Genomic DNA, 22,245 nt, shown 5'->3' on the forward strand with positions numbered 1-22,245 from the left:
CTGCGGACTCTTCTGCGCGCTCTGCTCCCGGTTCTTCTCCGCGTCCTTCTCCGCGCCCTTCTCCGCGTCCTTCTCCGGGTCGCGCCCGGAGTCCTTCGCCGGGCTCTCCTGCGGGCTCTGCTCCGCGCTCGGCTGCGTTCCCTGCCGCGGGTCCCCCTGCGGGCCCTTCGCCGGAGCGCGGAAGCCGATGTCCTCGTAGCGCGGGGTCAGGAAGCCGAAGGCCCCGGCGTTCACCACGGTCTTCCTCACCGCGACGAGCTGCGGCCGCTGGTAGAGCGGGACCGACCCGGCGGCGGCCCAGATGCGGGCGTCGGCCTGCCGTACCAGGTCGCGGGACGCCTTCTCGTCCAGCTCTGCGGCGGCCTGCTCGAAGAGCTGGTCAATGTGGTCCGTGCCGACCCGCGTGTAGTTCTGCTCCACCAGCAGCGAGCCGTCGGTGGCGGGCTCCGGCTTGGCGAAGATCGGGCGGCCGTCGGTGGCCGGGTAGGCGGTGCCGGGCCAGGAGTAGAGGGCCAGGTCGTAGTCGCCCGAGGCGATGTGGTCCTTGAAGAAGCTGTCGTCGGACACCTTCACGATCTCGGTGCGGATGCCGATGCGGTCCAGCATGCCGACGATCTTGTCGCCGACGGTGCGCAGGGCCTCGGAGCCGGGGCCCGAGGGGAGCACGAAGCGCAGGCTGAGCGGCTGGCCGTCCTTCCCGAGCGGGCCCGCGGCGGCCTTGTCGGGGGCGGGAGCGGGGGCCGCGGCGGTGCCGCGCGGGGCGTACGCGCCGGGGACCCCGCCCTGGGCGTCCGACCGGTCGCCGGCGGCGCCGTCCTCGGCGTCCGCGTCCTTCGCGGCGGCCTGCTGCGCGTCCGCGTCCGCTTCCGCTTCCGCGTCGGTGAGTGCTGCGGTGAGGGCGCGGGCCTGGCGCAGCAGGGCGCTGTGCACGGCCGCGGCGGCGCGGGCGCCAGGACATGCGTGCCGGGCGCGGCGTCGGTACGGACCGTACGGGCGCCGGGCTTGTCGTCGCCCACGATGTACAGGCCCTCGTCGGAGGCCCGGTCCGCCGCGCGGGCCCCGGCGGCGGGGTGCCGCCCGACGCGGACGGCGAGGGCGAAGCGGAGGCCGGGGCCTTGGAGGCTTCCGCGCCCGCTTTCGTGCCGTCCTTGGGGGCGGCGGTCGCGCGCGCCCCCGCCTTGGTCCAGCCGGCGTCGGCCAGCAGGGCCAGGGCCTCCTGCGTGTCCTGGCTGCCGAGGGCGCCGCTGCTGTCGGCGTAGGCGTCCTGCCCGGCGAGCGCCAGGTGGGAGCCGACCGGTTCCGCGGGCAGCCCCAGCGGCCCGAGCACGGCCTCGGCCAGTTCCCGGCGGTCCAGGGCGCGGGCGACGGCGCGGCGCACCCGCTCGTCGGCGAGCGGTCCGGTCTCGCCGTTCAGGGCGAGCTGGGTGTAGGCGGGCTCCAGCGTCTTGCGGACGGTGTAGCGGCGCAGCCCGGCCTGCTCGGCGGCGTACGCGGCGGCGGCCTCCTGCGCGGCCTTGCGGGCGGCGAGCTCCTCGGCGGCCTTGGCCTTGTCGGAGCCGTATGCGAGGGCCCAGGAGCGGATGGCGTCCGCGGCGGTGGTGTGCGCGCCGGGCCCGTGGCCGAGGGGTCCGCCCTTGGCGGTGTCGCCCTGGCGGGCGGCCCGGGTGATGCGGTCGGCGGTGGACGGCTCGACCTCGGCGATGTCGAGGGTGCCCCCGGCGAGCGCGGCCGCGCGGTCCTCGCGGGGGACGGCGCGCAGGACGAGGGTGTCGAGCTTGGCGGTCCTCCCCCACCAGCGCGGGTCGCGGACGAGGGTGGCCGTGCCGGCCTTGGTGTCGACGGCCTTGAGGCGGAAGGGGCCGGCGGTCTGGGCGAGCTTGGTGCGGGCGCCGTCGTTGAAGGCGTCGGGCGAGCCCATCACGTCTTTCGGGTAGAGCGGTGTGAACAGCGCTTTCCAGTCGGTGTACGGCTTGCTGAAGGTGACCCGGACCTCCAGGTCGGACGCGCCGCGTTCGATCTTCTGGATGCGCTCGTAGCCGGCGTTCCGCGCGGTCCAGTAGGCGCTGTCCTTACCGCTGAGGGCCCGCCACTGGGCGACGAAGTCAGGGGCGCCGATCTCGCGGCCGTCGCTCCACACGGCCTCCTGGTGGAGCTTGTAGAGGACGACCTGCTTGGGTTCGCGTTCGACGATCTCCGCCGACTCCAGGTAGTCGGGGTTCATCCGGGGCCTGCCCCGCTCGTCGAGGGTGAAGAGGGCGGGAAGCACCGCTCCGACGACGCGGGCCGTGGCGGCGTCGGCGTCGGCCTGGAAGGCGTTGAGGGTGGTGGGCAGGGCGTCGACGGCCCAGCGCAGGGTGCCGCCGTCGGCGGTCCGGGAGCGGTCGGCGGGCGCGATGTCCACGGGTACGGCCCGGGAGCGGTTCTCCCCGTCGCCACCGGAGCCGCAGCCGGCGAGGACGGAGACGGCGAGCACCCCGCTCGTGAGGAGCGCGGCGGTCCGGGGTGCGCGGGCGCGGGCGCGGACCTGGAACATGACGGATACCTCTTCATCCGGATTGTGGAGTCTTCGAGGGATTTCAGGAGATCACGCAGAGATCACGAATTTAGAGATGATCACACCTATTGCCCCCTACTGAAGACGACCGTGCGACCCCCTCCCGGGCGACACGGCGGCGCGGCCCGCGAACCCCACCCGTGCGGCCCAACGTGTCCGGAAGCCGTGCGGGCGCTGGGGACGGCACAGTGGAATCCGTGCACGCGCCTTCCCAAACCGGGACGGGGCACGCGACACTCTCAGGCGCGTGCCGGCCACCCGCAATCCGCGGAAGTGAGGGCAGACCATGTCGCTCCAGGACGATGTGAACGCCGTCAAGCGCTGCCTCGACGACCTCGTCCGCACGGTCGGGCAGCTCGAAAGGGGCCTCGCGCGGGAGCAGGCGCGGCAGGAGCCGCAGAAGCCCGCGGCCGCCCCGGCCCGCCCGGAGGCCCTGACGGCCGTACCCGACGCTCCCTACGACGCGTCCCTGTGGCGGGGAGCGGACGACGAGGGCATCGGCCACCACGGCCGCCGCGCTCCGTGACGGCCGGCGCCGGCAGGAGCCCCCCGAGCCCCAGCACCGCCAGAACCCGACCACCCGCCACTTCCGGAGGCCGCCTTGGCCACAGGCACCGAACCCCCTCCGCCCGGCGCCGGGGCCGCGGCGGTACGGGATCCGGCGTGCACAGCGCCGGCCGCGCCGCGATCGCGCCCCGGCACCTCCGAACCGACCGGTGGTGGGCGGCTCCCGCCGCCACCGCCGCTGGCCTGCTCGCCTTCGTCGCCTACTCCACCTGGCGGGCGTTCGCGAACAGCGACTACTACGCGGCGCCCTACGTGTCGCCCTTCTACTCGCCGTGCCTCACCGAGAACTGCGTCCCCATGGAGGGCGGCCCCGACTGGCCCCTGTTCGGCAGCTGGTGGGGCCTGTCGCCCGCGCTGCTGATCCTCGTCTTCCCGCTCGGCTTCCGGCTGACCTGCTACTACTACCGCAAGGCCTACTACCGCGGCTTCTGGGCGTCGCCGCCGGCCTGCGCGGTCGCCGAGCCGCACGGCTCGTACACCGGCGAGACGCGCTTCCCGCTGGTCCTGCAGAACCTCCACCGGTACTTCTTCTACGCCGCCGTTCCGGTCGCGGGGATCCTCACGTACGACACGGTGCTGGCGTTCCGGGACGCGACGTACGCGTGGGGCCACATGGGCCTCGGCACGGTGGTGTTCCTCGTCAACATCGTCCTCATCTGGGCGTACACCCTGTCGTGCCACTCCTGCCGGCACATCGTCGGCGGGCGGCTCAGGCACTTCTCGAAGCACCCGGTGCGCTACCGGCTGTGGACGTGGGCCGGGAGGCTGAACGCCCGCCACGCGCAGCTCGCCTGGGCGTCGCTGGTCAGCGTGGCCCTCGCGGACCTGTACGTGTACCTGCTGGCGACCGGTGCCTTCGACGACCCGCGCTTCTTCTGAGCGCCGCGCCGCGACGCCTCCGGCCGCGCTGATGGAAGTCCACGCCTTCTCCCCGACGGAGGACCCGTTCTGATGACGCAAGCGGACCGGCAGCAGTGGGACGTCGTGGTGGTCGGCGCCGGCGGCGCCGGGCTGCGCGCCGCGATCGAGGCCCGCGAGCGCGGCGCCCGTACGGCCGTGGTCTGCAAGTCGCTGCTCGGCAAGGCCCACACGGTGATGGCCGAGGGCGGCATCGCCGCGTCCATGGGCAACGCGAACGCCGGCGACGACTGGCAGGTCCACTTCCGGGACACGATGCGCGGCGGCAAGTTCCTCAACCAGTGGCGGATGGCGGAGCTGCACGCCCGGGAGGCACCGGACCGGGTGTGGGAGCTGGAGACCTGGGGAGCGCTGTTCGACCGCACGAAGGACGGGCGGAACTCGCAGCGCAACTTCGGCGGCCACGAGTATCCGCGCCTCGCGCACGTCGGCGACCGGACCGGTCTGGAGCTGATCCGCACCCTCCAGCAGAAGGCGGTGTCGCTCCAGCAGGAGGACGAGCGGGAGCACGGGGACCCGGAGGCCCGGCTGAAGGTCTTCCAGGAGTGCACGGTCACCCGGATCCTGAAGGACGCGGACGGCAGGGTGTCCGGCGTCTTCTGCTACGTGCGCGAGTCCGGCCGCTTCCTCGTGCTGGAGGCGCCCGCCGTGGTCCTCGCCACGGGCGGGATCGGCAAGTCGTTCAAGGTGACGTCGAACTCGTGGGAGTACACCGGTGACGGGCACGCGCTGGCCCTGCTCGCCGGGGCACCGCTGGTGAACATGGAGTTCGTGCAGTTCCACCCGACGGGCATGGTCTGGCCGCCGTCGGTGAAGGGCATCCTCGTCACCGAGTCGGTGCGCGGCGACGGCGGGGTGCTGCGCAACTCCGAGGGCCGGCGGTTCATGTTCGACTACGTCCCCGACGTCTTCCGGGACAAGTACGCGCGGACCGAGGAGGAGGCGGACGGCTGGTACGACGACCCGGACCACCACCGGCGCCCGCCCGAGCTGCTGCCCCGCGACGAGGTGGCCCGCGCCATCAACGCGGAGGTGAAGGAGGGCCGCGGCTCCCCGCACGGCGGGGTGTACCTGGACATCGCGAGCCGGCTCCCCGCGGAGGAGATCAGGCGGCGGCTGCCGTCGATGCACCACCAGTTCAAGGAGCTGGCGGACGTCGACATCACCACGGAGAACATGGAGGTCGGGCCCACCTGCCACTACGTGATGGGCGGGGTGGCCGTGGACTCCGACACCGCGGCCGCGGTGGGCGTGCCGGGGCTGTTCGCGGCGGGCGAGGTGGCGGGCGGCATGCACGGCTCGAACCGGCTCGGCGGCAACTCGCTGTCCGACCTGCTGGTCTTCGGACGGCGGGCGGGCCTGTACGCCGCCGCGTACGCGGACCGGTTCCCGGCCGGGTCCGGTGGCCGGCCCGCCGTGGCGGAGGCGCAGGTCGCCCGCGCAGCCGAGGAGGCGCTGCGCCCGTTCGGCGCGGCGCAGGGCGCGGGCGGCGGCGCGGAGAACCCGTACGCCCTGCACCAGGAGCTCCAGCAGACGATGAGCGACCTCGTCGGCATCATCCGGCGGGCCGACGAGATGGGGCGGGCGCTGGAGAAGCTGGCCGAGCTGGGGCGCCGGGCGGAGCGGGCCGCGGTCGAGGGGCACCGGCAGTTCAACCCCGGCTGGCACCTGGCGCTGGACCTGCGGAACATGCTGCTGGTCAGCGAGTGCGTGGCGCGAGCGGCGCTGGAGCGTACGGAGAGCCGGGGCGGGCACACGCGGGAGGACTGCCCGTCCATGGAGCGGGAGTGGCGCCGGGCGAACCTGCTGTGCCGGCTGTCCCCGGACGGCGGCGTCGCCCTGGAGCGGGCCGTGGCGGAGCCGATCCGGCCCGACCTGCTGGCCCTGTTCGACAAGGAGGAGCTGGCGAAGTACCTGGCGGAGGAGGAGCTGAGCGCATGACGACATACGAGGCCCGCTTCCGGGTGTGGCGCGGCGACCGGGGCGGCGGCGGACTCGCGGACTTCCGGGTGGACGTCCACGACGGCGAGGTGGTGCTCGACGTGATCCACCGCCTCCAGGCGACGCAGGCCCCCGACCTGGCCGTCCGCTGGAACTGCAAGGCCGGCAAGTGCGGCTCGTGCAGCGCGGAGGTCAACGGGCGGCCGCGGCTGATGTGCATGACCCGCATGTCGGTGTTCACCCGTGACGAGACGGTGACGGTGACCCCGCTGCGGGCCTTCCCGGTGGTGCGGGACCTCGTCACGGACGTGTCGTACAACTACGCGAAGGCCCGGGACATCCCCGCGTTCGTGCCTCCCGAGGGACTCGCGCCCGGCGCCTACCGGATGCAGCAGCAGGACGTGGACCGCTCGCAGGAGTTCCGCAAGTGCATCGAGTGCTTCCTGTGCCAGGACACCTGCCACGTGGTGCGGGACCACGAGGAGAACAAGGCCGCCTTCGCCGGCCCGCGCTACCTGATGCGGATCGCCGAGCTGGACATGCACCCCCTGGACGCGGCCTCGTCGAAGGGCCTGGACCGGCGCCGCACCGCCCGCACCGAGCACGGGCTGGGCTACTGCAACATCACCAAGTGCTGCACGGAGGTGTGCCCGGAGGGCATCAGGATCACCGACAACGCACTGATCCCGCTGAAGGAGCGCGCGGTGGACCGCTCCTACGACCCCCTGGTGTGGCTCGGCGACAAGATCCGCCGCCGCTCCTGAGGGCCCCCTTGGCGTCCCGTCACCGGCCCCGCCCCCTCCGGGGTGCCCGGGGCCCCTGCGGCGCGGCCTGCGGGGGCGGTTCGGCGGGTGCGGCCGGGACCGTCGTCCGGTCGCGGGCCGCGGGGGTCGGCTTAGCCTCGCTGGTGTGAGGCGACGACCCACCCGGGGTTTCGGAACCCTGCCCGCCGGGGTGCTGGTGGCGGCGTGGTGGCTGTCCCGGCCCGCCGCCGCGGACGGGCACGCGCGGCAGCAGGACGACATCGGGACGTCGGGCGCGGACCTGGTGCTCCCGCTGGCGCTGCTGGCCGCGGTGGTCGCGGTCGCGGCGTACACGTTCCTGACGCGGCGGCGGCGCGCCGCCACCCGCACCACACCGCACGGCGGCGTCCCGGTGCCGGAGCTCGCCGAGCTGGACGGCCGGGCACGGGCCGCGCTGGTCTCGGCGGACGACGCGGTCCGCACCGGCCGGGAGGAACTGGCCGCCGCGGCGGCCGTCGCCGGAGCCGGCGCGGCGCCGTCGTTCGCGCAGGCCCTGCACCACGCGGAGGGGGAGCTGAGGGCGGCGTTCCGGCTGCGGCTGGAGCTGGACGACGCCCGGCCGGAGGACGAGCCGGCGCGCCGGGAGATGCTGGAGGAGGTCGTCGCCCGCTGTGCGGACGCGGAGCGCCGCCTTGCGGAGGCGGCCGGCGCCCTCGACGCCCTGAGGAGTGCTCCGGAGCCCGCGAAGGAGGCCCTGGACGCGGCCGAGGAGCGGTGCCGCGAGCTGGGCGGGCGGCTCGGCACCGCGGAAGCCGCCCTGACCGCGCTGCGCGGCCGGTACGCGCCGTCGGCGGTGGCGCCCGTGGCCACCGCGCCGGACCGGGCGGAGGCGCGGCTGCGGTCCGCCCGGGACGGGCTGGCGAGGGCGCGCACCGCCGCGGGGCCGGAGGCGGTGCGGCAGCTGTGGGCGGCGGAGGCGGCGCTGGCGCAGGCGGAGCTGCTGGTGGACGCGGTGGACCGGCGGGCGGTGGAGCTGGCCGAGGCGGCGGGGCGGCTGCCGGGGGCCCTTGCGGAGGCCGAGGCGGACCTCGCGGAGGCGGCGAAGGTGCTGGAGGACCTCGCCGAGGGCCTGCCGGGGCGGCCGCCGAGGGTGTGACCAAGGCGGACCTGCGGGGCCGCACCGCCCGGGTGGAGTCGGTCACCGGGGACGTGCGCCGCCTGGTGGAGGAGGGCCGGTACGACCCGGTGGAGGCGCTGCGCCGGGTGTCGGAGGCGGACGCGGCACTGGGCGCCGCGCTCGCGGCCGTACGGGGCCGCGGCGAGGAGGCGCGGCGGGCCCGGGCCTTCCTGGAGCACGCCCTGCTGTCGGCCCGCTCGGCGGTGGGCGCCGCCGACGTGTACGTGGCGGCCCACCGGACGCTGGTACGGTCCCCGCCCGCACCCGGCTGGCCGAGGCGCGGCGGCGCCTGGACGAGGCGTCCGGCGGCGGGGAAGGCGCGCCGGCCCTGGCCCAGGAGGCGGACGGCCTGGCCCGCTCGGCGCAGGCCCTCGCCGAACAGGACGTGCGGCTCCACGGCACTTCCCCGGCGAGCTGACCCCGCCGGGAGCCGGAACCCGGGCGGCGGACCAGGGGCGGGGCGGGTGCGGCGCGCGGCGGGGCGGGGCCTGCCCGCTCCAGGGGCGAGGCGAGGCGGGTGCAGCGCGGCGGGGCCTGCCCGTCCCGGGGCGGGGCAGGTGCGGCGCGGCGGGGCGGGGCCTGCCCGCCACGGGGGCGGGGGCGCCCGGGGCGGGACGTGCCGGGCCCCGGTGCGGGGCGGCGGGGCGCCGCCGCCCGCGTGCTGTCAGAACAGGTCCAGCAACTGGTCCACCGTCAGCTCGGCCGGCGCGCCGCCGTCACCGGACGGCAGCGGCAGCTCGAACCACACCGTCTTCCCGCGCGGTGTGCGCCGGGAGCCCCAGCCCGCGCTGAGCATCCCCACCAGCTGGAGGCCCCGGCCGCCCTCGTCGGTGTCGCGGGCGCGGCGCCGCCGCGGCTGGACGAGGCCGCCGTCCCACACCTCGCACACCAGGGTGCGGTCGTGCAGCAGCCGCAGCCGGATCTCGCCCTCGCCGTACCGCAGCGCGTTGGTGACGAGTTCGCTGACGAGCAGTTCGACGGTGTCCGCGAGGGCGTCGAGACCCCAGGCGGCCAGCTGCGCGCAGGCCAGCTCGCGGGCGCGCCCCACGGAGCGCGGCTCGCGCGGCAGTCGCCAGTCGCCCACGGCCTCCGCGGGCAGCCCGCGGACGCGGGCCATCAGCAGGGCGATGTCGTCCTGCCCGTGCCGGGTGTCGAGGGTGCCGAAGACGTGGTCGCAGACGTCCTCCAGGGGCCGTCCGGCCTGGGCGAGGGCGCCGCGGAACGCCTCCAGGCCCTCGTCGAGCGGATGGTCCCGGGACTCGACGAGCCCGTCGGTGTACAGCGCCAGCAGGGCGCCCTCCGGCAGCTCCACCTCGACCTCCTCGAAGGGCTCGCCGCCGACGCCGAGCGGCATCCCCGGCGGCACGTCGAGCAGCATCGCCTCCTCGCCGGGCTCGACGAGGACGGGCGGCATGTGTCCGGCGCTGGCGAAGGTGCACCGGCGGGTGACCGCGTCGTACACCGCGTACACGCAGGTGGCGAGGTACACCTCGGACAGCTCCGGGCCCTTGGGCCGGGCGCCGGTCCGCGGGGCCCCGTCGGCGCCGCGCGGGGCGGGGACGCCGCCGGGGGCGCCGAGGCCGCGGGCGATCTCGTCGAGGTGGGACAGCACCTCCGCGGGCTCCAGGTCGAGCTGGGCGAGGGTGCGCACGGCGGTGCGCAGCTCCCCCATGGCGACGGCGGCGCGCAGTCCGCGCCCCATGACGTCGCCGACGACGAGGGCGGTGCGGTGTCCGGGCAGCTCGATGACGTCGAACCAGTCGCCGCCGACCTCGGTGGCGGCGTTCCCCGGCAGGTACCGGCAGGCGATGTCGAGACCCGCGGCCTCGGGGGCGCCGGGCGGCAGCAGGCTGCGCTGCAGGATGAGCGCGCGTTCGTGCTCGCGGCGGTACAGGCGGGCGTTGTCGATGCACACGGCGGCGCGCGCGGCCAGTTCGACGGCGAGGGCCCGGTCGCGCTCCCCGAAGGGCTCGCTGCCCTTCGTCCGGGAGAACTGGACGAGCCCGACGACGGTGTCGTGGGCGACCATCGGCACGGCGAGGGTGGAGTGGACGAGGCCGCCGTCCCCGCCGGGGACGAGGGCGGGCCGGCCGGTGCGCAGGCTCTTGGCGCAGGGCGAGGCGTACGGGTAGCGGTGGACGGCGCCGACGTGCGGGGAGGCGGTGCCGCCGTCCTCGCAGCAGCCGATGGCGGCGGTGCTCGCGGCGGCTCTTCCGGTGGCTCCGGTGGCTCCGGTGGCTCCAGTGGCTCCAGTGGCTCCGGTGACGAGGGGCGCGTCGGACACCGCGCTGGCGAAGGCGACGCGCCGCAGGCTCGCGGTCGGCCCGGCGGGCTGTCCCGCGGGCCGGCCCGGCGGGGCCTCGTCGCCGGTGAGCAGCGCCTGGTAGAGGTCCACGGAGGCGAGGTCGCAGAAACCGGGGACGGCCACGTCGAGGAGTTCCCTGGCGGTCGTCTCCAGGTCGAGGGAGGTGCCGATGCGGGCACTGGCCTCGCCCAGGAGCGCGAGGTTGCGGCGGGCGCTGGCGGCCTCGCGGGCCGCGTTGTGACGGCGGGTCACATCGATGCCGAGCCCGGCGACACCGATGGGGCGGCCGGAGCCGCTGTGGACGCGGTAGAGGTTGACGGACCAGTGGCGGCGCTCCGTGTCGCCGGGCACGGTGCCGACGAGTTGGAGGTCCGTGACGGCCTCCCCGGTCTCCAGGACCTGCCGGAGCGCGGCGGTCATCCGGTCGGCTTCCTGGCGGGGCAGGTAGTCGTGGGCGCAGCGGCCCCGGTGCGCGTCGGCGGTGCCGCCGAAGACGGTGGCGAAGCGCTGGTTCGCCCGCTGCACCGTCAGGTCCGTACCGAAGAGCACGAAGCCGAAGGGGGATTGACCGAAAATGGCCTGTGACGCGGCCAGGTCCGTCTCTATTCGGCGTAGGGCACGTACGTCGACGGCGATGCACACGGCGCCACGTTCGCCGTGCTCCGTCTCACTCGGCATGACGTACACCTCGGCCAGGCCGTGGGCGTGGCGTTCACCGGGGACGCGGAACGGGACGAGGCCGGTCCACTCCTTGCCGTCGAGCACCTCGGCGACCTTGCGGTGGCCGCGGGGCCGCAACTCGGCGGGGATCAGGGCCTCGACGGGGTCCATGCCGCGCACCTCGCCCGCGGCGAGGCCGAACAGCTCCGCGGCCCGCAGGCTCCAGTGGTCGACGAGCCCGTCGGGGCCGATGGAGAAGGACGCCACCTTGATGTAGTCATAGATCGAGCCAGGCGGGCTGCTCTGCCACATGACGCCGTTCGCCGTCTCAGGTGTCTCGCTCACGCGACCGTCCCCTCCAGCTCACCGCACCGGACCGGCCATTCCCGCAGTATTCAGCACTACGGCCCGGGTCGGCACGCCGTTCACGATCACAGGGTGGTCTCGTTCGTTTCCCGCCGAGACGGAAGTGATCGTTGTCCCTTCCCTCTTCTAACCAGGCAGGGCCAGCTCGAACCACACGGTCTTCCCCGACCTGCCCTTACGCGTGCCCCAGCGGCGCGCGGAGCAGGCGACGAGCTGCAGTCCGCGACCGCCCTCGTCGTCGGGGCCCGCGACGCGTTCGCGGGGCGGATCCGGGAGCGGGTCGGACACCTCGACAAGGAGCGCGGGGTGGGCCGGCGTGGGCAGCGGCTCCTCCAGGTCGGGCTGGAGGCGGACGAGCCGCACACCGATCGGGCCGTAGGCGTAGCGACAGGAATTGGTCACCAGTTCGCTCACGAGGAGGACGGTCACATCGCCGAGGGCGGCGTCGAGCTGCCAGGAGCGGAGGGTGTCGCGCACGACGTGGCGGGCGGTGCGCACCGCGTCCAGCTCTCCGGAAAAGGTCCATTCGGCGCACTCGCCCTCGGTGTCGATCACGCCGCTCACTTCCCCAGGCCAGGAGCAGACCCGCGCCTGATTTCAGGCGGTTAATCAGCACATACCCGAAATGCGGTGCAGCCTATCGCGGGACGGCACCCGGGGTGGCACGAACGGCGTACACCGCGGGAGGCGTCGAGCACCGGCCGCCCCGCGGCACCACCGTGAGGGCGCCGCGGGGCGACCGCCTCCATGGTGCCCCTGCCGCCGGCAGGCCGCCGACGCAGGGGACTTGCCGACACGGTCGGTGGAACCGGCCGGCGGGTCGGCTCGTACGGCCCCACGGGCAGGCGCGGCCCATCCGTCCCACCGGCCCCGACACACCCCACCGGCCCTGACTCGCCCCTTCCGTCCTGACGCGGCTCATGCGGGCCGGCCGGCTCACCAGACCCGTCAGGCCCACCAGGCCCACCAGGCCACCAGAGCCACCACACCCATCAGGTCAGCCAAGCCCCACGGGATCTGGCCCACGGGGCCCACCCTTCCTACCGGGCTCACGGAGCCCACCCTTACCGGGCCCACCCCTTCCCACCGGGCCCACCAGGCCCATACGGCCCAGCACCCTCCTCCGGCGCGTCAGGGAGGAGACGCACGGCTTCGCGCACCGCGGGAACGTCCTGCTCAAGCCAGTCCACGCTGTCCCAGTCGCCGCGGGACACCCACCGCAGCCGGTCGTGGTCCTGAAGGGGGCGCGGCTCGCCGGACCGTACGCGGACCGTCCACACCCGCAGGACGTAGCCGCGCCCGAGGGGCCATTCGCCGGGGATGCGCTCGTCGGGCTCCGCCTCGATCCCCAACTCCTCGCGCAACTCGCGCACCAGCGCCTCGCGCGGGCTCTCCCCCGGCTCCAGCTTGCCTCCGGGCAGCTCCCAGCGGCCGGCCAGTTCGGGAGGCGCACTGCGGCGCGCGGCGAGCAGCCGCCCGCGGTCGTACACCGCTCCGGCGACCACCACGCGCTCCGTCACATCGGTCGGGTCCGTCATGCGCCGGAGCGTACCGGGCCGCCGGCGGGCGCCTCAGCGCGCCGGCTCGCCGATCCGCTCCACCCAGTAGAGCTGCCGGTGTCCCCGCAGGTCGAGCCGGTCCACGACCCGCTGGGCCTCGTCGCGCGTCGCGTACCGGCCGACGCGGTAGTGGTTGCCGTTGTCGTCCTGCCGAATGACCTGCCAGAGCAGGGTCGCACCACTGTCGGACATCACACCGCTCCCCCCGCCGGGTCGCATGTCTCCAAGGATTCCGATGAAACCGCAATCCGCATATGCCTGAGCTTACGCCTGACCTTCACACAGCGGATACGTGTTTACACAAAGAGACACAATCAAGCCAGCAGACCCCAAAGAGGGAGGGCGCAGCCTCCCGGCTGCGCCCTCCTCGACGCCCGACACCCCCTCGGACCCTTCCTCCGGCCACCGTGCGCGGCGCCCGCGCGCCGCCCGCGCGCCGCCCCGTACCGCCGCCGCGTCCGGGGCGCGGGCCGACACCCCCGCCAGTCAGCACACCCCCGTCAGCACACCGCCCGGCAGCACACCGCCCGGCAGCACACCGCCCGTCAGCGCACCGGCAGGTGGTACGCCACGCGGTAGCGGTCCGCCGGGATGACGATGTCGGCGGTCTCCACCGGGCGGCCGGACGCGAAGTACGTCCGCTCGACGACCATCACCACATGGCCGGGGACGCCGCCGAGCACGAGCAGTTCCTCGGCGAGGCCGGGGCGGGCCCCGACCTCCTCCGTCACGTTGTCCACGACGACGTCGATGGCGGCCATCCGCTCCACGACGCCGCAGCCGCCCAGCGGGCCCTCCTCGGGGAGCATCACCGGCGTGCGCCCGGTGAGTGCCAGCGGCTCCCAGGAGACGGAGAGCATCATCGCCTCGCCGCCGTCCCGGAAGACGTACCGGGTGCGCATCACGGGGTCGCCGACGGCGATCCCCAACCGGTCGGCGACGGCCGGACCCGCGCCCTGCTGCTCACTGCTCGACTCCCAGGTGCCGCGCGCCCCGTCGGCGGCCTGCTCCTGGCGGAAGGGGTTGACCGAGCCGACGGCCGGCCGGTACCCGGAGCGGGCGATCCGGCGCGGCACGGGCCGCTCCTTCACGTATGTCCCGGACCCGGAGCGCCCCTCGACCAGCCCCTCGGCCATCAGGACCTTGCGGGCCTCCAGGGCGACGGTGTCGGAGACGCCGTACTCCTCGCGGATGCGGGCCTGCGAGGGGAGCCGGGTGTGCGGCGGCAGCGAGCCGTTGACGATCTTTTGCCGGAGATCGCTCGCAACGCGCAGATAGGCGGGCTGCTCACCGAAAGTCACGGACCACTCCCATCGGATTGACAGACAGCTACAGACTCGCAACCTAGAGTTGAGCTCCGCAACCATGGGCCAACGTTTCACTCGATGTGATGAAGTGGTGCTGGGACACCGTTTGGCCCTCGGCTTACCGCGGGTAGGACGTCAGCCCGCCGCCTGGTCCCCCGCCTGCGTCGTCGCGAGGTTCAGCGCCTTGCGCGCCTCCCTGCCGAAGTCCGCGGGCAGGGAGCCGTACGCCGCGTCGTAGCGCTCCCAGTACGTGTCCGGGTCCTTCGCGGCCGCCGCCGCGGCCCAGCGCCGGCCCGCCTCCTCCAGTTGCTCCGCCAGACCGGCCACGAGCTTCGCCGCGTCGCCGCCGTAGGGGTGGTCCCTGAGGGCGGTGGCGGCGGTGTCCAGCCCCTTCGCCATGCGCCCGGCCCAGGCGGTGTTGGCGGCCAGGTCCGCGTCGGCGTCCGCCTCGGGCTCCTCGTACCAGACCTCGTCGACGGGGTTGACCGCCGTGAGAAACGCCTGCTGGTCCGGGCTCAGCGTGGTGGCGTCGCTGCGCAGGGGCCCCGTCAGCTTGCCCTGGTCCGCGGCGAACATGCAGGTGACCGTGCGGTCGCCGAGGTAGCGCCAACTCTCCGCGGTGGGGTGGTAGTAGAAGAGGACGGCGTCCCGCGGCACGGCCCACGCGTCCATCGCGTACGCGTCCGCCAGGTCGCCGCAGCGCTGCTCCGCCTGCCGCTCGATCCGCTCGACGCCGGGGTACGCGGACCCGTCGAGCCGGAACGTCCCCGTCACCTCGGCGTCATGGGGCTCGTCGCAGGGCACCTCGGTGATCGCGGCGACCTCCTGCTCCTCGGAGGCGCCGCCCGGCTGGTCGAAGCAGATCCCGCGCTCCAGGCGGTGGACGGACGCGGAGCCGTCGCCGCCGTGCCGCAGTTCGTCCACCAGCGCCGGGAGGCCCCCGACGGACGGGCCGACGGCGAGGGCGACGGAGACCAGCAGCGTGCTCACCGAGGAGAGGGCGATGCCCGCCACCGCCATGCCCCGGCCCCGCCGGCCGGTGCGCCTGATGCCGCGCAGCGCCAGGAGTCCGAGGACCAGCCCCAGCGGCGGGACGCAGCACACGACGCCGGTGACGAGGGAGGCCACGGCCAGTCCGCTGGTGGGGGGCGGCGGGTACGGCGGATGCGGCGCGTACGGCTGGTCGGGGGCGGGCCGGTCCTGGGGGGACGACGGTGACACGGGGGCAGAGCTCCTCGCCGGGCGCAGGGACGGTACCGAAGGGGCGGACGGTACCAAGCGAGGACGGCGCCCGGGGAACCGGGAGGGGACGCCCGGGCCACGCCCGCCCTGCGCCTCTGCGCCGCGCACCGGCCCCCAGGAGGGCGCGCCCGACCGGCGGGCCGTCCGCCGGCGGGCCCGCGGGCCCGTACCCCCCGGCCCTCCGCGGGTGTTCCCCGCGGCCGCGCGGCCTTCCGCGGAACGGGGAGGGGCGGGCGCCGCAGTCGGCGCCCGCCCCTCGTCAGCCGGGGTGCGTGGGACCCCGTGCCGTGTCAGCGGGTCAGAAGACCAGCGCCCAGGAGTCAATCTTTCCGGTGTCCCACCAGGCGTTGTCGCTCACGCGCAGCTTCCACGTGCCGTTGGCGCTCTCGGAGGAGGCGTCGACGGTGTACGTGGTGTTGATGTTGTCACCGCTGCCGCCGGTGCCGTAGTCCTTCAGCGTGTACGCGGTGCCGTCCGGTGCGACGAGCTGGACGCGCAGGTCACCGATGTACGTGTGCTGGATGTTGACCTCGACCTTGAGGGCGGAGGGGGCGTTGCCGGACCGGTCGGCGACGCTGATCGGCGACTCGACGGTGGCGTTGTCGTTGATCGTGTAGTCGGCGGTGTTCTCGTAGCGGTCACCGGTGGGCGGCGGGGGCTCCTCGCCGCCGCCGGAGCCCACGTGGAGCAGGAGGTTCGGGCTGCCGGAGCCCGGGTTGCCGACGACCCCGCTGGTGGCGGCGGTGGTCAGCGCCGAGGACACCTGGGCGGGCGAGGCCGACGGGTTGTTGGCCAGGTACAGCGCGGCCGCACCCGCGACGTGCGGGGCCGCCATCGACGTGCCGGAGATGGTGTTCGTGGACGTGTCGCTGCTGTTCCACGCCGAGGTGATCGACGAGCCCGGCGCGAAGATGTCCAGCACGCTGCCGTAGTTGGAGAAGCTGGAGCGGGCGTCCGAGCTGGTGGTGGAGCCGACCGTGATGGCCTCGGTGACCCGCGCCGGCGAGTAGTTGGAGGCGTTCGCGTTGGAGTTGCCGGCCGCGATGGCGTAGGTGACGCCGGAGGCGATCGAGTTGCGCACGGCGTTGTCGAGGGTGGTGTCGGCGCCGCCGCCGAGGCTCATGTTGGCGACGGCCGGCTTCACCGCGTTCTGGGTCACCCAGTCGATGCCGGCGACGACTCCGGCGGTCGTGCCGGAACCGTTGTCGTCGAGGACGCGGACGGCGACGATCTTGGCCTTCTTGGCGACGCCGTACGCCGAGCCCGCGACGGTGCCGGCGACGTGGGTGCCGTGGCCGTGGCCGTCCTCGGCGACGTTGTCGTTGTCGACGGCGTCGTAGCCGTTGACGGCGCGGCCGCCGAAGTCGTTGTGGCTGATGCGTACACCGGTGTCGATGATGTACGTGGTGACGCCCTCACCGCCCGGGTCCGGGTAGGTGTAGCTCTGGTCCAGCGGGAGGTTCCGCTGGTCGATGCGGTCCAGGCCCCAGGAGGGCGGGCTCGGCTGCGTGCCGTTGATGGTGAAGACGCGGTCCTGCACCACCGACTTGACGGCCGGGTCGGCGGCGAGCTTCTTCGCCTGCCCCTCGGAGAGCTCGACGGCGTAGCCGTTGAGGGCGGCCGTGTACGTCTTCTTGATCTTCGCGCCGTACCGCTTCGCGAGGCTCTTGCCGGACGTGCCGTCCGAGTCGGCGCGGGACTCGTCGAGGGTGACGACGTAGCTGCCGGGCACGGCGTTCGCGTCGCCGGCGTACTGGATGACGCCTTCGGCGGAGCTGCCGGCGGCGGCAGCCGGCAGGGCGGAGAGGGAGCCGAGGGCGAGGGCGGCGACGGCTATGGCACTGGCTGCGGCGACTCTTCGCCGCGGGGTACGCATCACGGACATGTGAGGGGTCCTCCTCATTGGTGGTGCGTTGCTGTGGGGGTTTCTCGGCAGGTGCATGACAACCCCTGTTCGCATGCACGACGAACCACACCACCCTGGAGCGGCGTTGCCCGTCTCGGTCTGCCAGCCGAAAGATTGACGGATCCATAGGAATCGCACAAGGGTGCCGCCGCATCGGCAACACGTGTGCCACACACCTGACATGCGGCCCGCCGGGGACGAGGGCCCGGCCCACATCTGCCACCCGTGCGGAGTCCGATCACCCGTTTCCGAGCTGACCTGGCACTGTCCGCGCTGCGGCGGACCCTGGGACCCGGACTGCACGCGGGCCCGGCGCAACGGACGGCGCGCGCCGACCGGATGAACTCCCTGTGGCGCCACGGCGAAGCGCTGCCGTTGTCCGATCCCCGTACGTTCCTCGGCGAGGGCTACACCCCGCTGGCGCCCCTCACCTACCGGGTTTCGGCCAAACTCGACTTCCTCATGCCGACGTTGCCGTTCAAGGGCCGCGGCGCCGTGATGCTCGCCGAACCGGCCCACCGCATCGGGCCGCGCCGCGTGGTCGCGGACAGCAGCGGCACCGCCGGCACGGCGGCCGCCGCGTACTGCGCCCGCGCCGGGCTCACCTGCACCCTGTACGTCCCCGGGGCCACCGTACCGGCGAAGCCGGAGCAGATCCGGGCGCACGGCGCACGGGTGGAGGCCGTCCCGGCAACCGGGAGGCGGCCGGGCGGCCCGCGCCGCGGCGGACGAACCGGCACCTTCTCCGCCTCGCACGTCTGCGACCCGCACTTCCTGCACGGCACGAAGACGTACGTGTACGAACCGCGGGAGGACCTCGGCGGCCGCCTCCCTCCGTACCCGGCGCTCCCGGTCGTGGGCGGCGCGCTCCTGCCGGGCGCCGCCCTCGCGGTGGCCGGGCTGCACGCGCACGGCCTGCTCGACCGGCGCCCGCGCCTGCTCGCCGTACAGGCGGAGGCGGTCTCCCCGCCGGCCGCGGCGTACCGGAGGCGCGGACGACGTGACGTCCGCGGCGCCCGCACCGACCGCGGCGGAAGGCAGCGTCGTCCCGCGCCCGCCGGGGGCCCGTCAGATCCCGCGGGCCGTACGGGAGTCCGGTGGCGTGTTCCGTACGGTCACGGACGAACAGATCCGGTCACCCCGGCACGACCTGGCGTCCCGGGGCCTGTACGTCGAGCCGACGGCTGCGGCGTGCCGGGCGTCGGTCAGCACGGACGGGACTGCGGGGCCAGGGATACGGGGCTGCGGGGCTGCCGGACCAGGGGTACGGGGGCGGGGCTGCGGGGCCAGGGGTACGGGGGCGGGGCTGCCGGACCAGGGGGCACGGGGGCGGGGCTGCGGGGCCAGGGGGACGGGGGCGGGGCTGCGGGGGCTGTGGGGGCTGAGACGGGAGGCCGGCGGCGCATCCGCCGCCCCGAGGGGTCAGACGCGACCCGACTCCGCGAGCCGGATCTGCTCCTCCTCGACGATCCGTCGGGCCAGCGCACCGTCGGAGACGTCCACCGCGTCCGGCGCGGCCTCGGCGACGTCACTGCGGCGGGCGTACGCGTCGAACATCCGGGACTTGTCCTCCAGAACCGCCACCAGCCGCTCGTCCAGGCACTCCGTGGCCAGCAGCCGGTGCACCCGCACCGCGCGCACCTGGCCCATCCGCTGCACGCGGGCCACGGCCTGGTGCTCCAGGCTCGGTTTGGTCTGCGGCTCGCAGAGGATCACCACGGAGGCGGCCTGGAGGTTGAGCCCGACACCGCCCGACTCGATCTGGGCGAGCAGCACCGCGTGACCGGGCCGCGCCGTGAACGCGTCCACCAGGTCCTGACGCTCCTGCGCCGGGATGCTGCCCGACAGCGGCCCGAGCGTGTCCGACGGTTCCAGTGCCGTCCGCACCGCGGCCAGCACGTCCCGGAAGTACGAGAAGACGACGACCTTGCGCCGGCTCTCGGCGGCCTCGGCCACGATCTCCCGCAGCCGCCCCAGCTTCGCCGACGTGGCGGGATGGGCGTAGGCCGCCCTCCGCATCGCCATGAAGCTGCCGCCGGCCACGGCGTCCTGGTAGGCGGCCCGGTCGGCGGGGCTGAGCTCCTCCCACTCGTCGGTGTGCAGCAGTCCGGGCAGCTCCGTCAGGACGTCCTCCTGGTTGCGGCGCAGATACGCCGGGGCGACCGCCATGCGGAAGGCCGCGGACCCGAGGGCCGCGGCCACCGCGCCGACGCCGTCGAGTCCGGGCACCAGCTCGGGCCGCAGGTGGCGGACGAGGTTGCGGAACTCCCCGACGCGGTTCTCCATCGGCGTACCGGTCATGAAGAGGACGTGCTCCGAGCGGGCGCTCCACGCGGCGACGGCCTGGGAGCGCTGCGTCCGCGGGTTCTTGACGTAGTGGGCCTCGTCGACGACCAGCATGGCGGGTGCGGGACTGCTGCCGTCCACGGGGAAGATCCGCAGCGCCTCGTAGTTCGTCACGGCGACACCGCCGCTCGCGCACCACTCGTCGTACCCCATGCGGCGGTGGTCCCCGTACATCGGCACGAGCGGCAGGCTGCTGCGGGCCTGGATCTCCCGGCTCCAGTTGATCAGCACGCTGGCCGGGCAGACGACGAGGAAGTGGCGCCCGCCCTGCGCGGCGAGGTGGGCGAGCGCGGCGATGGCCTGGATGGTCTTGCCGAGCCCCATCTCGTCGCCGAGGACGACCCTTCGCTGCGCGAGGGCGAAGCGGGCGCCGAACGACTGGTAGCCGCGCAGGGAGACGTTGCAGAGGGTGTCGTCGAGGGGCTGGGCGCGGACGTGCTCGGCGATCCGGGCGGGCAGGAAGCCCTCGGCGGCCGCCGGGTCGGGGGTCCGGCCGCCGGGACCGTCACCCGGCGCGGCGTCGGAGACCTCCGCGAGGGTGCTGTAGTACTCGGCGGGCCGCAGTTCGAAGTCGACCCAGGCCTCGACATCGTCGGCCGGGGAACGCAGCAGGTCCACGTTGACCTGCCCGAACAGCAGCGGCAGGGCACGCCGCTCGGCGTCCTCGACGAGGTCCCGCAGCCGGGTGGCGGCCTCCCTGACCCGGCGGCGCCGCTCCTTGCCGGCGAAGGCCATGCGCAGGCGGCCGGCGGCGGGCGCGGCGTGCGGCAGCTCCGCGTCCGCGTCCCGTACGAACGTCTCCGCGGCCGCCACCGCCCGGCGGGCTTCGGGGCCCGCCGACACCAGGAGGTGGAGGGCGATGGCGAGGGCCGTGCTGCGGGGCCGCGGGTCGTCCGGGTCGAGGCGTACGGCGACGTGGTCCCGTACCGCGCCGGCGACGTGCTGGGCGGCGGCGGCCGCCTGCCGCGCGGTCTGCCTGCTGACGCCGGGGATCCGCTCCAGTTCGTGGCCGGCGGCACGGTGGACGTCGCGGACGCTGGCCAGACCGGCGCGCTCCAGGTGGGCGACCTTCACACGGCCTTCGGTGGCGTCCTCGAGCCGGTGGACGGGGATGTTCCCCAGTTCGAGGTCGACGAGCTCCGCCAGGAGCGCGGCGTGCGCCTCGCGGACCGCGCGGCAGGCGCGGCTGTGGTCGTCGAGCAGGGCGCGCGCCGCGTCGTGCAGCCGCCGCGCCCGGTCGAGGAGCTCCCGCGTCGCCCGGCCGGGCGACGGCGCACCAGCCGCGCCGGGCGCACCGGCCACGCCGGGCGCACCGGCCTCATCCGGCTCACGCGGCGCCACCGGTCCCTCGTCCACTCCCGACACCGGCCGCACGCCGTCCCCGCCCGCCATGCCACCGCCCCCGGTGTCCGCCCGCTCGTCACGCCACGTATGCCGCGCCATCCTCCCACGAGGCACCGCGCCGCACCCGGGCTACGAGCCCTCGCGGCACACCCGGACGGACCCGGGCAGCGCCCCGCGCCCCGCCGTACGTGCCTCTGCTGGGCTACCGGACCACCGCGGGCTCGCGCACCCGTACGAGCCGACAGGCGGAGGGGCGTGGCCGAGGGCGCACGCGCGGTCGCCGAGGGGCGTGGCCGAGGGGGCACGCGCGGTCGCGGAACCGCAGGACCAGGCCACGCCCGCGCCTCGACAGTGCCGGGCACCACGCCGAGAGCCGCAGCGCGTGGCCCTCCCGCCCGGCCGGCGCACCCGCCCGGCCGCCCTCCGTCGACGGCTCCGCGTCCCGCTCGCACCGCACGGCAGGTCACGGCGGTCCGCACGCGGTACGGGTCACGCACCGACCGGCGGGCTCAGCCCTGCGGCGACCCGGCCCGGGCGGTACCGCCGTCGGCCACAGCACCGCCCTGACCGGCCGTCAGGAGGCGGTACAGCCGGCGGGCGTCCTCGGGCAGGTCCCGGCGCCAGCCCATCTCCACGACGGGCCACAGGGCGACCATCCCGCCCCACAAACGCACGCTGACGCCGATGTCGACATGGCAGCCGTCACCATGGGGCGCCACCCGGAAGTCGTGGCGCGGCACCTGGCTGCCGAGGGGGGTCCAGAGCCGCTCCCCGAGGTAGCTGATCCTGCGCCCCTCATGGTCCAGCCACCGCTGCAGCAGCGTCTCCCGCCGCCGCCCGGGAAACCGGTAGCGGTAGCTGCCCGCCCGGTCGGCGCGGATCTCGGCGACCCCGGAGTGCCAGCGGGCGAGGTTGCACCCGTCGGCCAGGAATTCGAACACGTCGGCGGCGGACCGCGGTACGGCCACGGACACTCTCACCTGCGGCATGGGGGCGCCCCCTTCGTCGAGCACCCCCTCCCTTCCACCCCCGCCGACCGGGATACCGGCCGGCGCCGCGAATTGCCTCGTTCGGCCGCCGAGAGCACCAGGAACGGGAAGAACGCGGGATCAACCGCACCATCGACGAGCGCACGGCCCGCCCGGCACCGCGCACCCGCCCGTCGGCCTCGAAACCGCCGAAGCCGCAGGCACCCCCTGCGGCAAGGCCGCCACGTCCGACATCGTCGACGCCACCGTCGTGACGACGGCAGCCGGCCTCGGCTCCCTCATCCGGACCTCGGACCCGAACGACATCCGCACCATCCTCGA

At 74.8% G+C, this 22,245-nt stretch carries 13 protein-coding genes and 3 pseudogenes; 6 read left to right on the plus strand and 10 right to left on the minus strand.

The features are described from left to right. Positions 1-141: 141 nt before the first annotated feature. Positions 142-2,533: pseudogene (locus tag L6E17_RS08450) on the minus strand (ABC transporter family substrate-binding protein); the annotation flags it as partial. Positions 2,534-2,840: 307 nt separating this feature from the next. On the opposite strand from L6E17_RS08450, the gene L6E17_RS08455 reads away from it, so the two are divergent. From L6E17_RS08455 to L6E17_RS08475, 5 genes and pseudogenes are all read left to right on the plus strand, one after another. Then, complete coding sequence (locus L6E17_RS08455; protein ID WP_236240128.1) at positions 2,841-3,080, plus strand: hypothetical protein; 240 nt, start codon at positions 2,841-2,843, stop codon at positions 3,078-3,080. A 75-nt stretch (positions 3,081-3,155) separates the two neighbouring features. Next, a pseudogene (locus tag L6E17_RS08460) lies at positions 3,156-4,000 on the plus strand (hypothetical protein). Between the two features lie 72 nt (positions 4,001-4,072). Then, positions 4,073-5,980, plus strand: coding sequence for a fumarate reductase/succinate dehydrogenase flavoprotein subunit (locus L6E17_RS08465; RefSeq protein WP_236240130.1), 1,908 nt, complete (start codon positions 4,073-4,075; stop codon positions 5,978-5,980). Then, complete coding sequence (locus tag L6E17_RS08470; protein ID WP_236240131.1) at positions 5,977-6,744, plus strand: succinate dehydrogenase/fumarate reductase iron-sulfur subunit; 768 nt, start codon at positions 5,977-5,979, stop codon at positions 6,742-6,744. The genes L6E17_RS08465 and L6E17_RS08470 overlap by 4 nt, the downstream gene beginning before the upstream one ends. 145 nt (positions 6,745-6,889) lie before the next feature. Then, positions 6,890-7,879 carry a hypothetical protein gene (locus L6E17_RS08475; RefSeq protein WP_236240132.1) on the plus strand — a complete coding sequence of 330 codons (990 nt, stop codon included), beginning with the start codon at positions 6,890-6,892 and terminating at the stop codon, positions 7,877-7,879. Positions 7,880-8,564: 685 nt separating this feature from the next. On the opposite strand, the gene L6E17_RS08480 is transcribed toward L6E17_RS08475, so the two are convergent. The 7 genes from L6E17_RS08480 to L6E17_RS08510 form a co-directional block, all read right to left on the minus strand. Then, on the minus strand, positions 8,565-11,177 hold the full coding sequence (locus tag L6E17_RS08480; protein WP_236240407.1) for a SpoIIE family protein phosphatase: 2,613 nt from the start codon (positions 11,175-11,177) through the stop codon (positions 8,565-8,567). A gap of 180 nt (positions 11,178-11,357) precedes the next feature. Next, positions 11,358-11,795, minus strand: coding sequence for an ATP-binding protein (locus tag L6E17_RS08485; RefSeq protein ID WP_236240133.1), 438 nt, complete (start codon positions 11,793-11,795; stop codon positions 11,358-11,360). A gap of 500 nt (positions 11,796-12,295) precedes the next feature. After that, positions 12,296-12,769 carry a (deoxy)nucleoside triphosphate pyrophosphohydrolase gene (locus tag L6E17_RS08490; RefSeq protein ID WP_236240134.1) on the minus strand — a complete coding sequence of 158 codons (474 nt, stop codon included), beginning with the start codon at positions 12,767-12,769 and terminating at the stop codon, positions 12,296-12,298. Between the two features lie 33 nt (positions 12,770-12,802). Beyond that, positions 12,803-12,982, minus strand: coding sequence for a hypothetical protein (locus tag L6E17_RS08495; protein WP_071283184.1), 180 nt, complete (start codon positions 12,980-12,982; stop codon positions 12,803-12,805). A gap of 353 nt (positions 12,983-13,335) precedes the next feature. Further along, a complete protein-coding gene (locus L6E17_RS08500) occupies positions 13,336-14,091 on the minus strand; it encodes a GntR family transcriptional regulator (RefSeq protein ID WP_236240135.1) in 756 nt (251 codons plus the stop codon). 141 nt (positions 14,092-14,232) lie between these two features. Next, positions 14,233-15,318, minus strand: a complete 1,086-nt coding sequence (locus L6E17_RS08505; protein ID WP_236240136.1) for a DUF4190 domain-containing protein — start codon at positions 15,316-15,318, stop codon at positions 14,233-14,235. 319 nt (positions 15,319-15,637) lie between these two features. Further along, positions 15,638-17,224 carry a S8 family peptidase gene (locus L6E17_RS08510; protein WP_236240137.1) on the minus strand — a complete coding sequence of 529 codons (1,587 nt, stop codon included), beginning with the start codon at positions 17,222-17,224 and terminating at the stop codon, positions 15,638-15,640. A 360-nt stretch (positions 17,225-17,584) separates the two neighbouring features. Between L6E17_RS08510 and L6E17_RS31390 the strand changes: the two are divergent. Next, positions 17,585-18,187: pseudogene (locus L6E17_RS31390) on the plus strand (pyridoxal-phosphate dependent enzyme); the annotation flags it as partial. A gap of 480 nt (positions 18,188-18,667) precedes the next feature. On the opposite strand, the gene L6E17_RS08520 reads toward L6E17_RS31390, so the two are convergent. Both L6E17_RS08520 and L6E17_RS08525 read right to left on the minus strand, forming a co-directional pair. Continuing rightward, positions 18,668-21,034: a DEAD/DEAH box helicase gene (locus L6E17_RS08520; RefSeq protein ID WP_236240138.1), complete on the minus strand. Its 2,367-nt coding sequence runs from the start codon at positions 21,032-21,034 to the stop codon at positions 18,668-18,670. Between the two features lie 410 nt (positions 21,035-21,444). Further along, positions 21,445-21,924 carry an SRPBCC family protein gene (locus L6E17_RS08525; protein WP_236240139.1) on the minus strand — a complete coding sequence of 160 codons (480 nt, stop codon included), beginning with the start codon at positions 21,922-21,924 and terminating at the stop codon, positions 21,445-21,447. Between the last annotated feature and the right edge of the window lie 321 nt (positions 21,925-22,245).

Origin of the sequence: Streptomyces sp. CC228A, assembly GCF_021390935.1 — a bacterium.
In the GTDB taxonomy this organism is placed as follows: Bacteria; Actinomycetota; Actinomycetes; order Streptomycetales; family Streptomycetaceae; genus Streptomyces.